The sequence below is a fragment of the Pseudomonas trivialis genome (genome assembly GCF_001439805.1).
Lineage (GTDB): Bacteria > Pseudomonadota > Gammaproteobacteria > Pseudomonadales > Pseudomonadaceae > Aquipseudomonas > Aquipseudomonas trivialis.
Genome location: NZ_JYLK01000015.1, coordinates 150570 through 163955, shown reverse-complemented (window position 1 = coordinate 163955; position 13386 = coordinate 150570). Strand labels below are relative to the sequence as shown.

At 59.0% G+C, this 13386-nt stretch carries 11 protein-coding genes and 3 pseudogenes; 8 read left to right on the top strand and 6 right to left on the bottom strand.

The window, feature by feature from the left end:
• The 5 genes and pseudogenes from TU79_RS20180 to TU79_RS20165 all read left to right on the top strand — a co-directional run.
• The coding region (locus TU79_RS20180) for an RHS repeat-associated core domain-containing protein (RefSeq protein WP_057009650.1) at positions 1–3464 on the top strand (3464 nt) is incomplete at its 5' end.
• Positions 3461–3793 carry a hypothetical protein gene (locus TU79_RS20175; protein ID WP_057009643.1) on the top strand — a complete coding sequence of 111 codons (333 nt, stop codon included), beginning with the start codon at positions 3461–3463 and terminating at the stop codon, positions 3791–3793. The genes TU79_RS20180 and TU79_RS20175, both read left to right, overlap by 4 nt.
• A gap of 67 nt (positions 3794–3860) precedes the next feature.
• Positions 3861–4661: pseudogene (locus TU79_RS20170) on the top strand (IS5 family transposase); the annotation flags it as partial.
• 173 nt (positions 4662–4834) lie between these two features.
• Positions 4835–4957 carry a hypothetical protein gene (locus TU79_RS26760; protein ID WP_269457970.1) on the top strand — a complete coding sequence of 41 codons (123 nt, stop codon included), beginning with the start codon at positions 4835–4837 and terminating at the stop codon, positions 4955–4957.
• The gene (locus tag TU79_RS20165) at positions 4954–5334 is read left to right on the top strand and encodes a hypothetical protein (RefSeq protein WP_057009642.1); all 381 of its coding nucleotides are present in this window, start codon (positions 4954–4956) and stop codon (positions 5332–5334) included. Before TU79_RS26760 ends, TU79_RS20165 begins: the two co-directional genes overlap by 4 nt.
• Before the next feature lie 9 nt (positions 5335–5343).
• On the opposite strand, the pseudogene TU79_RS27020 reads toward TU79_RS20165, so the two are convergent.
• Positions 5344–5482 (bottom strand): annotated as a pseudogene (locus tag TU79_RS27020) (glutamate carboxypeptidase); the annotation flags it as partial.
• 173 nt (positions 5483–5655) lie between these two features.
• Here TU79_RS27020 and TU79_RS25525 point away from each other — a divergent pair.
• Positions 5656–6045 carry an Imm50 family immunity protein gene (locus tag TU79_RS25525; protein ID WP_331716205.1) on the top strand — a complete coding sequence of 130 codons (390 nt, stop codon included), beginning with the start codon at positions 5656–5658 and terminating at the stop codon, positions 6043–6045.
• A gap of 199 nt (positions 6046–6244) precedes the next feature.
• Positions 6245–6454, top strand: a pseudogene (locus TU79_RS20155) (terminase); the annotation flags it as partial.
• 11 nt (positions 6455–6465) lie between these two features.
• On the opposite strand, the gene TU79_RS20150 reads toward TU79_RS20155, so the two are convergent.
• From TU79_RS20150 to TU79_RS20140, 3 genes are all read right to left on the bottom strand, one after another.
• A complete protein-coding gene (locus tag TU79_RS20150; protein WP_057009640.1) occupies positions 6466–7263 on the bottom strand; it encodes an acyl-CoA thioesterase in 798 nt (265 codons plus the stop codon).
• Between the two features lie 110 nt (positions 7264–7373).
• A complete protein-coding gene (locus TU79_RS20145) occupies positions 7374–8135 on the bottom strand; it encodes a CHAD domain-containing protein (RefSeq protein ID WP_057009639.1) in 762 nt (253 codons plus the stop codon).
• A 38-nt stretch (positions 8136–8173) separates the two neighbouring features.
• Positions 8174–8452 carry a hypothetical protein gene (locus tag TU79_RS20140; RefSeq protein ID WP_003238638.1) on the bottom strand — a complete coding sequence of 93 codons (279 nt, stop codon included), beginning with the start codon at positions 8450–8452 and terminating at the stop codon, positions 8174–8176.
• 218 nt (positions 8453–8670) lie between these two features.
• Here TU79_RS20140 and TU79_RS20135 point away from each other — a divergent pair, with 218 nt between their 5' ends.
• Positions 8671–9708: a patatin-like phospholipase family protein gene (locus tag TU79_RS20135; RefSeq protein ID WP_057009638.1), complete on the top strand. Its 1038-nt coding sequence runs from the start codon at positions 8671–8673 to the stop codon at positions 9706–9708.
• A gap of 36 nt (positions 9709–9744) precedes the next feature.
• On the opposite strand, the gene TU79_RS20130 is transcribed toward TU79_RS20135, so the two are convergent.
• Together TU79_RS20130 and TU79_RS20125 are read right to left on the bottom strand one after the other, a co-directional pair.
• On the bottom strand, positions 9745–10434 hold the full coding sequence (locus tag TU79_RS20130) for a response regulator (protein ID WP_057009637.1): 690 nt from the start codon (positions 10432–10434) through the stop codon (positions 9745–9747).
• 37 nt (positions 10435–10471) lie between these two features.
• Positions 10472–13123 (bottom strand): sensor histidine kinase, encoded by a 2652-nt coding sequence (locus TU79_RS20125; protein WP_057009636.1) that lies wholly within the window; start codon positions 13121–13123, stop codon positions 10472–10474.
• Positions 13124–13386 lie beyond the last annotated feature (263 nt).

Here is a 13386-nt window from a genome sequence, read left to right as displayed (position 1 = left end):
CTTCCGATAAAACCGTGACCCACGGCTGCCCGGTGTCGATGGTCACCGGCGAGGAATTGCTCACCCTCACCGACGGCACGCTGGACGGGATTTTGCCGTTTGAGTGGACGCGGGTGTATCGCACCAGCGCGGTGGGAATCGATGTTGGGCTGGGGTTTGGCTGGAGTCATGCCCTGGCGCAGCGGCTGGTGGTGTCCGGCGATTCGGTGGTGTGGACCGACCATGAGAATCGCTCGACCTCGTTTCCCATGCCGACCGTTTCGCGACCGGCGATCACCAACAGCCTGGCGGAAGCAGCGATCTTTTTGGGGGACTTGCCGGATGAGCTGGTGCTGGCCCAGGCGTCGCGGTTTTACCACTTTCGCGATGGCGTGCTGGTGTCGATCAGCGATGCGTATGACAACCGGCTGCGCATTTCCCGCGATGTGCTGGGGCGTATTGAACGGCTGGATAACGGCGCCGGGCGCTCGCTGTGGTTGCGCTATGCGCAGGGCCGCATTGCGGCGGTGGACTACCAGGTTCATCGCGCCAAGGGGCGTGAGCCTTACGAGTGGGTGACTGAGCAGACGGTGGTGTCCTACGCCTACGACGCCGCCGGCCGGCTGGTGTCAGCGACCAATGCCGTAGGTGAATGCGAGGTTTATCGGTACGACGAGCAGCACGTGATTCTCGAGCGTGGGCTGGCCGGTGGCGCGAGTTTCTTTTGGGAATGGGAGCGAGCTGGCAAGGCGGCGCGCTGTGTGCGGCACTGGGCCAGTTTTACGCAGATGGACACGCGCTATGTGTGGGGTGATGACGGGCGCGTCACCGTGCATAACGCCGATGGTAGCCAGGAAGTGTATGTGCACGACCCGCGGGCGCGGCTGGTGCAGCGGGTTGATCCGGATGGCGCTCAGCACTTCAAATCCTACGATGAAAAAGGCCGGCTGACGGTTGAGCAGGACCCGCTGGGCGCGGTGACGGCGTATCAGTATGACGAGGCTGGGCGCTTGGTGGCGCTGTTTCCGGGTGACGATGAGCCGACGTCCTACGAGCATGACAACGGGTTCGTACGGGTGGTGCGCCGGGGTGAGGCGGTTTGGAAATACGAGCGCAACGAGCAAGGTGACGTAACGCGCAGGACCGATCCTGACGGCCACATTACTGACTACAGCTACAATAAACACGGGCAACTGATCGGGGTGTGGTATCCCGATCACAGTTGTCAGCGGCTGGTGTGGAATGCGCGCGGGCAACTGCTTGAGGAGCAGTTGCCCAATGGCGGGATCAGGCGCTATCGCTATGACGACCTGGGACGGGAGGTTGCCCGCGAGGATGAACATGGGGCGCTGACCCAATACCAGTGGGACAACATCGGTCGGTTGATCCGTTTGGTGCTGCCGGGCGGTGCGTGTCGCGAATACAGCTACAACGCCTACGGAAAAATCACCGCCGAACGCGATGAACTGGGCCACGTCACCCGCTACGAGTATGCCGATGGGCTGCACCTGATCAGTCGGCGACTCAATGTCGACGGCACCCAGGTCCAGTACCGCTATGACAACGTGCGGCTATTGCTGACCGAGATCGAAAACGAGGTGGGCGAGACTTACCGGCTTGCCTATCACCCCAACGGGTTGATCCAGCAGGAAATCGGCTTTGATGGCCAGCGCACTGCCTACGTTTATGACCTCAACGGCAATCTGCAGGAAAAGACTGAATACGGCGACGATGGCAGTCAGTTGGTTACCCGCTACGCGCGCGACCACGCCGGACGTCTTGTCAGAAAAACCCTGCCGGACGGCGCCGTTGTTGACTATGCCTACGACCGCCAGGGCAATCTCCTCAGCGTCGAAGACGGTCACTGGGCGCTGGCCTACGAATACGATCGACAAAACCGCCTGACCGCCGAGCATCAAGGCTGGGGCACCTTGCGTTATGGCTATGACGCCTGCGGACAACTGCAACGCCTGCGCCTGCCGGACAACAACCGCGTCACGTTTAACCACGATAAAGGCGGCCACCTCGGCACCATCGAACTGAACGGCACGCTGCTGACGTCCCACTTGTTCAGTCACGGCCGCGAACGCCAGCGCCAGCAAGGCGACCTACTCAGTCACTACCACTACGACGACCAACACCGCCTGCACGCCCACGCCATCACGCAACAGGAAAACCGCCACTACCGCCGCCAATACGATTACGACAAATCCGGCAACCTCGCTCGCATTCTCGATACGCGCAAAGGCGAACACCACTACGCCTACGACCCGCTCCACCGCCTGACCCGCGCCGACCACTCGCAGGATCTACAGGAACGCTTCGGCCACAACCCGGCCGGCAACCTGCTGATGCACGACCGCCCCGGCCCGGATATCGTCGCCGGCAATCGCCTGCTGATCCAGGGCGACCGGCATTACGACCACGACGCCTTCGGCAACCTGATCCGCAAACGTCGTGGCAAAGGTCACGCACTGGTCACCGAATATCGCTACGACTGCCAGCACCGGCTGATCGCCGTCAAAAAGCCCAACGGCCAAACCGCCCGCTATCGCTACGACCCCTTTGGCCGCCGCATCAGCAAAACCGTTGACGGCATAACGACCGAGTTTTTCTGGCAAGGCGACAAACTGATCGCCGAACACCACGCCGACCGCCACCGCAGCTACCTCTACGAACCCGACAGCTTCCGGCCATTGGCCCTGCTGGAAGGCTTCGGTCCCAGCGCCACTAAACCCTACCACTACCAACTCGACCACCTCGGCACCCCACAGGAACTCACCGCCGCAGACGGCGAAATCGTCTGGTCCGCCCACTACCGCGCCTACGGCCAGATCAGCCGCCTCGACGTCGGCAAAATCGATAACCCGCTGCGCTTTCAGGGTCAATACTTCGATCAGGAAAGCGGCCTGCACTACAACCGTCATCGCTACTACAATCCGGATGTTGGGCGCTATCTGACGCCGGACCCGGTGAAGCTGGCGGGCGGGATCAATGCGTACCAGTACGTGCCGAATCCTACCGGGTGGGTGGATCCGCTGGGGCTGAACACTTGTCCTGGTAAAGACGACTGTAAGCCAAAGCTAGACGCTAATGATCCAATTAAGGCAGTGCGAGTTGATGAAGGTGATACCGAGTTACCAAAAACAGGAGGCGCACAGCGAGCAGCTCGATATTCTGCGAACTGGCAAACAGCGGATCTAAACGAAAATGTAATCAAATTCGCCGGTTCCGACTCAATAGTAACCACTACGAGCAAAGGCAAAAAGATATACAAAAACCCTGAAAGTGGTATTGAAGTAGTTGAAGACTTGAATGGAGCCTACTTTAGGATCTACGATCCGTCATTATCAGGTTCGAGGCGCTACCTGAGTTTGGCGGGGACAGTACCAAACAACAAAATCTCCCCTTCAGGAAAGCAAATGGGCAGGACACAAGCTGAGTACAATGAGGTCACACACTTTAAAAAAGGAAGAGAGCAGTGAAATTAATTTGCACCCCACTTTCTAAAAAAGCGATGTCTCTACTAGACGTTGATGCCTGCCCATCAACCCTGTTGGAACGTTTACTCCTTACAAACTCTGAATATCTGCAACTGGAAAAATCGGGACTATTCAACATTATCAACACATCTCTTATAAAAAACATTGACGATTATGAAGATGAATATATCGTCGCTCACAAGGAGCTCGAACAAATGCTTAAAATACTAAAAAAGCATTCTTTACCCGAAAACCCTAAACTCCTGGAAAAACTAATCAGCATTAATGAATTAGCACTAGATAAGGAAACGGGAGTTTTTTTCTACTTCTAAGGAAACTCTGAAAAAGACTTCCTAATTTGGCAAAATCTCCGGACACCAGTTGCCGAGCTTTTCGATGATGAAACAGATGACCTTCGCCGACGCCGAATACGCCGGCAAGCGCAAGGAGCCTCGTAAGGAATTGTTCCTGATCGAGATGAATCAGGCGGTGCCCTGGAAGGTTTTGATTGCCCTGATTGAGCCCTATTATCCAAAAGGCGAAGGTGGCCGTCCGGCCTACCCACTGATGGCGATGCTGCGTGTTCATCTGATGCAGAACTGGTTCGGCTACAGCGATCCGGCGATGGAAGAAGCGCTGTATGAGACGACCATCCTGCGTCAGTTTTCAGGCCTGAGCCTGGAGCGCATTTCAGACGAAACCACCATTCTCAACTTCCGTCGTCTGCAGGAAAAGCACGAGTTGGCGATCGGGATTCTCAGCGTAATTAATGGTTATCTGGGCGACCGTGGCTTGTCGTTGCGTCAAGGCACTATCGTCGATGCCACGCTGATTCATGAGCCCAGTTCGACCAAGAACAAAGATGGCAAACGCGACCCTGAGATGCATCAAACCAAGAAAGGTAACCAGTACTATTTCGGCGCCAAAGCTCATATCGGCGCCGACGACGAGTCAGGCCTGGTGCACAGCGTCGAGGTCACAGCGGCCAATGTGGCAGACGTCACGCAGGTTGCCAAACTGCTGCACGGCGAGGAAATCGTAGTCTGCGCTGACGCAGGTTACACCGGGGTCGAGAAGCGCGAAGAACACGCTGGGCGCAAGGTCATTTGGCAGATTGCCGCTCGCCGCAGCACTTACAAAGAGCACGGAAAACGCAGTGTTTTGTACAAGGCGATCCGAAAAATCGAGAAGGCCAAGGCCTAGGTTCGCGCTAAGGTCGAGCATCCGTTTTGGGTGGTCCCCATACGGGAGAACCTAGACCGCCCAGTGCAGCCACTCACTTTTTAAGTCACAGGGATCAGTTAAACGCTATCTACCGTGCACAGCTCATCTTCAAGCAGACAAATTTATCGGTATCTAAAAGACCAATGGACATGGGTAAAATTATTGGCGAAGGCTATAAAAAAGAAAATTACACATACGGAAAAACAAGAAATGCAAGAGTCTTTTTAAATGAAAATGGACAGCCTATCACTGCCTATGGTGACCTCGAATGAAATTTAAACCAGATTTACAAATCATCAAAGGTCTCCTATTCACTTACTGCATAGAAAACTCACGAGACTCTAAAAGAGAAGAGTTGATTTGTTCAAAAAACGTGAACAACGAACAAGAACTTATAAGCTTATTTGAAACCCTTACAAAACCAGAGCTCATGAGATACAAGCCTGATGAAAGGCGCTGGCATATCGATACACTTCAATATTTCCTAGAAAAGGGAGATGACTTTGAGTCTGTATTTTATCTATTTGACACATACTTCGAAGACGAAATCTTAAACAAAAGGAAGTTCATGCTAACTTTACTCAACTGCCTAGTTACTTATGATGCAGAAGCTACCGCAACAAAAACATGCTCACTCAACACCGAATGAGCCCCCCACTCACCGCTTCGAAAGCTCCATAATCATCCGACTCAACAAATACACCCGCTGCACCACACTCTCCACCTCAGCATATTCTTCCGGCGTATGAATATTGCCCACCCACAATCCCAAATCCATCCCCGCGAATAAGGCCGACTTCTTTTATCTTCCAACCTCTGCAAAGTCCTTCGCCTGATCACACAGTGCGAGGGATTGCGGATGGAGTTGCTGGCTAAGGCCCAACTTGCTGGACTATTCAAGGGTAAAAAATTAAATATTGTAACGAACTGGACAACACTATTTTTATGAGCAAGAAAATGAAATTCTGGAATAATTTCGAAAGAAGTATTTTTTAATCAAGTATTCTCTACGTCGATCCCGATAGGAAAAATAACCCTTTTTTCCTTCAACATAGACAATAACAGATCCCATATAAACATGGAGTTTGATATACCTGAAGTACCAGACAGACCGCCTGAAAAATGGATTGTAGAAGGATTCAACACTTGCCGAATAGGCCTTAGCTGTGGCGGAATCACCGACCTCATCATAAAAAATTTACCCACATTGGATACGCTTAACCTGTCAGTACACAAGCACGAAAACTTCTTTTCCATAAGAGCGGAATCTACAGGATCATTAATTGAATTTAGAACTAAATATCCTTCTCTTGGCGGGCCATCCGTATACATGAATGATCCAGACTCAGCTTGCTATTGAACAAGGTTATCCGTTCTGGGTGACCGATGGCGACCTCACGTTTCTGGTACACATGGACGACCATGACTGCGTCATTTGGGCCTGAAGACAGTTTAATCATGTCGTCTATGACCCCCATAGCCAACCCCAATTCGCCGCCCCCACCCTGCCCCACCTAAACTCTGCCCATGTTGTTTAAACGGACAGAGGATTTACCATCATGGGCAAACGTCATCCTGATTTTCCCGCCTGGCAATGGCGCAACTACCCGCAAAACCAGCAACACGCCACTCACCAGGCGCTGCAGTTGATCGCTGTGCCGCTGTTTATCACCGGCTTTTTGCTGATCGCTTCGGGTGTGTTCAGCACCAGCCTGGCCAGTGTTGCCGTGGGTGTGGTCGGGATCCTCGCAGGCCTGGGGTTGCAGCGTCGCTGAAGGTGTCAGGCGAACACGGTCACGGTCTGGCGGCTGATGGCGATCAGTGCGCCGTTCGGGCTCCAAAAGGCGGCGGCGGTGTGGCCGTAGCCGTCGCGGGCATGTTCGATGGTGACGTGGTACTGGCACCAGTCGAGGGTGGTGAGGTCCTGCAGGGGTTGAATGAACTCGATGGTCCAGGTGAGTGAACTGCCCGGCGCCGGTTTGCTCAGGTGCGGGAGCAAGGCCGGCGGCCAGGCGTCGACCAGTGCGAGGATATGCGCTTCGGTCAGGGGCTCCTCTTTCACGTCGCCACGCAAACGAATCCAGCCGCCCATGGTGCGGGATTTCTGACCGCTGAACGGCAGACCGCCCACAGTCCAGCGCATCGACATGTGCCGCATGAACTCGGGGGTGACGCCCTTGATATAGGGTAAGTCCTCGCCTTCTTCCCAATGCTTGAACACCGGGGCCGGCTCGCTGGCCACGTCAATTTCCGAGACGCGGGAAGCGCCGAAACTGGCCTGCGCCAGGGTTGCGACTTCGCCGTTCTGCACCACGCGACCGAGCAATTGGCTGACGGCCTTGCCTTCGCGCAACACTTCAACCTGATAGCTGGCCGACACATCCGGCGCCACGGGCCCCACAAAGGTGACGGCCAGGGAGCGCAACGGCCGTCCGGCCGGCACCTGGGCAATCATCGCTTCGTACAGCAGCGCGGCAACCAGGCCGCCGAAGCTGGCGCGACCCTGGCCCCACTCGGCGGGGAGGGTGACATCCAGTGGGTTGCGACGAACTGCGTCGATTAAATCACTAAAGCGCATGGCAGCCTCATATCAGGAAAATCGATCGACGCATCTTAACCATCACGCCTTTAAGGTACAGCGCCTGTTCCCGCCAAAAACCGGACCTGCAGAAGCGGGTGAACCCCCATTCAGAAACAATCGGCGCGCAGTTTGTCCAGCACCCGATCAGCCTGCACCTCGGCCCTTGTCATGGTGATATGCCAAACCGGCACGCAGGGAAGCAGGTCGAGCTGCCGCTCAGCCTGGGCCAGCCACTGCCAGCAGTCGTGCCAGTCACCCAGGGCGCCCTGGGCCTTTTTCAGACGCGGTACGGCTTTGGGCGGCAGCTTGTCCAACTCGGGGTAAGCCTCGGCCGCATAACGAACGCGCTTGATCAACAGCCGCAGCCGGTGGCGATCGTGGCTCGGATCGTTCAGCGCATCACCCAGCTGGCGCCATTGTTTGGCCAGGCGCTTTTTGATACGCGAACGCAGGCCCTTGAGCAATTTCTGACGCTGGGCGGCACGAATAAATCGTGGGAATGCATCGAGAATCTGCAGCAGGTGCGCCAGCTCCTGGCTTTGCGCCACCTGGCGATAGGCGTCAGGTTGCAGCTGCAGGCGACGCTGCGCGGCCGCCTGATAACCCTGATCAAGCAAATACGCCGCCAGCACCTCGCGGTCGCGCAGCGGCGTGGTCAAACGACCCACCGTGCCGGCCGCCAATTCAAGCTGCTCGACACCCGGCAGATCACGCAACGGGCGCAGCAGACTGCGCAGGCGGCGCACGGTGGTGCGCAGGTCGTGAAGGGCTTCATCATCGGTGACGGCGGCAAGGCGAGCCTGGCAGCTCAGCAACCCTACTTCCAGGCCAATGACCTGAGCGACTAACTGATCAACCAACGCTGACATCCTGTCCTCCCTTTTCGATGAAAACCCTGTTTAACCGATCAACGACCGGCGCGCGACTCACGAATATAGAACCGCGCTTTTTCGGCCTTGTTGGAGCAGCCCTCGAACGCTTCGAATTGCTGCTGGGTCTTGGCCCCCGTCAACAGCGACAAGGCCTTGGAGTAACTGACGGTGCCAGCAAAACCTTCGGCCTTGGCCAGGTCCAACTCTTTCCAGGCAGCGTCCAATTGCGATCCGCAGCTGTCGCGGTAAGCGGTTTTCCCGGCGCAACCGGCCAAGGCCAACAGAATCACGGGCACACACATCCAGGCTTTCATTGATGACACCTCAAAATAAGAAAAACAGTCGTACGCTGTAGACGGTGCCTACGACAAAAAGTGCCTTGTAGGACAGCCTGTAACGTGAAGCGCTGATTGCCGAAGCATACCCTAGCCCCCTCCCTATTCTGGAGAACTATTGTGAAGCAGCCGCGACGATTGAAGCGGCCCCCTCAATGGGTGCATTGTGGGCACCTGTTTTCTGTAGGACAGGGACTATGAAGAAACGTGTTGCCTTGGTGTTGGGGTCCGGCGGGGCCCGGGGTTACGCCCATATCGGCGTGATCGAGGAAATCGAACGGCGCGGCTATGACATCGCCTGTATCGCCGGCTGCTCCATGGGCGCGGTGGTGGGCGGGATCTACGCCGCCGGCAAGCTGGACGACTATCGCAACTGGATCGAAAGCCTGGACTACCTCGATGTATTGCGCCTGGTGGACGTGAGCTTTCGCCTGGGGGCCATTCGCGGCGAGAAAGTGTTCGGGCAGATCCGCAAGATCGTCGGCGAGATCAATATCGAAGACCTGCGCATCCCCTACACCGCCGTCGCCACCGACCTGACCAATCAGCAGGAAATCTGGTTCCAGGAAGGCTGCCTGCACCAGGCCATGCGCGCCTCGGCGGCGATCCCCAGCCTGTTCACCCCGGTGATGCAGGGCAACCGCATGCTGGTGGACGGCGGCCTGCTCAACCCGCTGCCGATCGTGCCGGTGGTGTCGAGCCATTGCGACCTGATCATCGCGGTCAACCTCAACGCCACCAACCAGAAGCACTACCATTTGCCCGTGATCCAGCGCCCGCCGGCGTTCAAGAGCCGCTTCAACAGCCTGGCCAAATCACTGGGTTCGCACCTGCCGTTTCGCCGCAAGCAAGCCGAACAGTTGATGAAACTCGAGCAGGAAGCCCTGCAGGCCCACGCGGCGGAAATCAATCCGTGGCTGGAATCGGCCGAGCCCGAATCCCAGCAGCCCGCCGCCGCGCCGGAAAAACCCGGCGCGCCGAAGTCGGCCACCGGTTCGTTCATCATCGACAACGTTGGGCCGGCGTCGCTGCTGGACTTGATCAACCAGAGTTTCGAGGTGATGCAAACATCGCTGGCGCAGTACAAGATCGCCGGGTACCCGCCGGATGTGCTGATCAATGTGCCCAAGCGCGTGTGTCGGTTTTTCGAGTTTTACAAGGCGCCGGAATTGATCGCGCTGGGGCGGGAGATTGCCAGCGATACGTTGGATCGGTATGAGAGTGAGCAGGGTTGATATTTGGCGAAGAGGCCAGTCCAGCCGCAACGGCACTCAGCTGCTTAGCAACCGATACCCCACCCCCGGCTCCGTCAGGATAAACCGCGGTTGGGTCGGATCATCCGCAAGCTTCTGCCGCAGGTGCCCCACCACGATACGCAGATAGTGGCTGTTCTCGGTATGGGTCGGGCCCCAAATGTCCTTGAGCAGTTGCTGCTGGGTGATCACCCGCCCCGGATGGCGCGCCAGTTGCGCCAGCACCGCGTACTCCTTGCGGGTCAGCGCCACTTCGGCGCCGTCGAGCAATACCCGGCGATAGGCCAGGTCCACGGTGAGCGGACCGAAGCGCAACGCGGCCTCCTGAGCCTCACCCGCCGGCGCCTGGCGCAACAACGCGCGGACACGGGCGAGAAATTCCTGGATGCCGAACGGCTTGGTCACATAGTCGTTGGCGCCACCGTCCAGGGCTTCGACTTTCTGCCCTTCGCTGGCGCGGACCGACAGCACCAGCACCGGCACCGTGGACCATTCGCGAAACTCGCGCAGCACCTGTTGGCCGTCCATGTCCGGCAGGCCGAGGTCGAGCACCAGCAAGTCCGGCTTGTTCAGCGCCGCCTGGGCCAGGCCCTCGGTGCCGGTGCCGGCCTCGATCACTTTATAGCCTTGGGAAGCCAGGCTGATGCGCAGAAACTTGCGGATCTGCGGCTCATCATCAATGACCAAAATCGTCGCGGTCTGGCTCATGGCGTCCAATCATAAATCGTCGAGAACACAGGGTATCTCACGCCTCACGCTCCAGGCCAGGTTGTGCCGGCAAAGGCAGAAACAAGGTGATGCAGGTGCCGCGTCCGTCGATGCCATCGGCCACGCGGATATGCCCGCCGTGCGCGCCAACCATGCCCTGGCAGATTGCCAGGCCCAGGCCCGTGCCCTGCCCGCCCCGGTCACCCCGAGCGGCGGTATAGAACATGTCGAAAATCTTCGCGCGTTCATCTTCGGGAATCCCCGGCCCCTCATCGGCCACGGCGAAAAACAGCTGATCGTCCGCGACGCCGGCGCTCAACTGCAAGCGGCCTTGAACCGGTGAAAAGCGCGCGGCGTTCTCCAGCACGTTGACCAGCGCCTGTTCGATCAGCGCCGCGTGCACATACAGCAACGGCAGCTCAGCTGGCACATCGGTGATCACCTGCAACGGCGCCAGCACCGCGCGCAGACGGCCAAGGGCGCTGCCGACGATATCGCCGGGCGATACCCAGTCGCGCGCCAGCTTGAGTGCGCCGTGCCCCAGGCGGGTCATGTCGAGCAGGTTCTGGATATAGCGGTCCAGGCGCTCGGCTTCATCGCGGGTGCCTTCCAGCAGTTCGCGGCGATCGTCCAGAGGAATCGCTTCGCCGAGCGCCAGCAGGCTGTCGATGCTGCCGCGCATGGAGGTCAACGGCGTGCGCAAGTCGTGGGACACCGAGGCGAGCAAGGCGCTGCGCAGTTGTTCGGTTTCGCCATGCAACCGCGCGGATTCGAGCTCCTGCGCCAACTGCGCGCGGGCCAGGGCCTGCGCCAGCGGTTGGCTCAAGGCCGTGAGCAGGCGTCGACGCTGGCCGCTCAGTTCCAGGCCCGGCTTGGCACTCACACCGAGCAAGCCCAGCGGACCTTCTTCGCCCGACAACGGCCACCACCACCAACGCCCAAACGGCAAAGTGCCAGTGCCCCGGCCTGCCGGCTGGTCATGCTGCCAGGCCCAGTCGGCGGCGGCGCGCTCGGCTTCGGTGAACGTCAGCGGGCCGCCGGTTTCGACCGTCCAGCCGCCTTGCCCGTCGCGATTGACCAGGCACAGATCGAGGTCACTCCAACCCTGCAGGTGCAGGGTCGCCGCGCTGATCACCGCCTGGCGATCGGTGGCGGCGGTCAGCTTGCGGGACAGGTCCAGCAGTTCGCTGGTTTCTTCCTGGGTATCGCGCAGCGCCTGCAATTGCTGGCGCTGCCGCGCGGCCAGGTTGCCGGTGAGCGCGGCCATCAACAGGAAGAACAACAGCGTCAGCACGTCTTCTTCGCGCTGGATGGCGAAAGAGAAATTCGGCGGGATAAACAGAAAGTCGTAAGCCATGAAGGAGAACGCGGCACACACCAGCGACGGCCCAAGGCTGCTGCGTACCGCCACCAGCAACACCGCGGCAAGAAACACCAGGGAGATATTCGGCAACGGCATCACGCTGGACACGCCCCAGGCCACGGCCGCCGCCACCAAAGTGGCCACCACTGCCAGGGCGTAATCGAACCAGCGCAGCCCCATCACCTGCGGCAAGCGCGGCGGCGCGGGCAACTCGTCGCTGTCGAGCACGTTGATTTCCAGCCCCCGCGCCTGACGCAACAGGCGTGCGGCCAGCCCGCCCCCCAGCAGCCGGCGGCGCCAGCGCATCCGCGACTGCCCCACCAGCAGCAGGCTGGCTCGGCGTTCGGCGGCGTGCTGGATTAACGTCCTGGCCACCTCGCCGGCGCGCAACAGCACCACTTCGCCACCCAGGCGCTCGGCCAGTTGCTGGGCGTTTTGCAGACGCAGGCGCGACTGCTCATCCCGCGCCCGGCCGTTATCGATATGCACCAGGCTCCACGGCAAATGCCGGCGCTGGGCCACGCGACTGGCATGGCGCACCAGACGCTCGGCCTGCGCGTCGCCATCCACGCCCACCAGCAAGCGACCACGCACCGCCGGTGCGGCCTGGCCGAGTTGGCGATAGCCTTGGGCCAGGTCATCGTCGACATGGGCGGCGGCGGTTTGCATCGCCAGCTCGCGCAGGGCCATCAGGTTGGTCTGGGTAAAAAACGCATCGATGGCGGCGCGGGCCTGCTCCGGCACATAGACCTTGCCGTCGCGCAGGCGCTCGAGCAACTCACGGGACGGCAGGTCGATCAGCAGCAGTTCGTCGGCGTCCTGCAGCACCCAGTCCGGCAGGGTTTCACGCACCTGCACGCCGGTGATGCCGCGCACTTGATCATTAAGGCTTTCCAGGTGCTGGACGTTGACGGTGGTGAACACGTCGATACCGGCCGCGAGCAACTCCTGAATATCCTGCCAGCGCTTTTCATGACGGCTGCCGGGCGCATTGCTGTGGGCCAGCTCGTCCACCAGCACCAACGCGGGCCGGGCCGCGAGCAAGCCGTCGAGGTCCATTTCTTCGAGCATCACGCCGCGGTATTCGCTGCGCAGCAACGGTTGTTGCGGCAGGCCGCCGAGCAAGGCTTCGGTCTCGGCGCGGCCGTGGGTTTCGACCACCCCGGCGATCAGTCGCACGCCCTGGCGCAGTTGGGTATGGGCGGCCTGGAGCATGGCGTAGGTCTTGCCCACACCGGGCGCGGCGCCGAGGAAAACTTTGAGGCGGCCACGGCCATCCCGGGGCAGATCGGCTAACAGGGCGTCGGCGCGGCCGGAGTCGCTCATGCTTCAGGGTTCCTTCAGGTGTTTATGGAGGGCGTTTATGGCCTTATCGCGGGCAAGCCCTAATGCCGTTCAGTTAAGCGCAGATTCCCTGTGGCGAGCAGGCTTGTCCTGCGTTGGGCTGCGCAGCAGCCCCAAAACCAGGCGCTGAGCCGTATCAGGTACACCGCGTTTTGCTCGATTGGAGGCGCTTCGCACCCCAACGCGGGGCAAGCCCGCTCGCCACAATAAGCCCACACATTTCCCTTAACTGAACGGCATTAGGG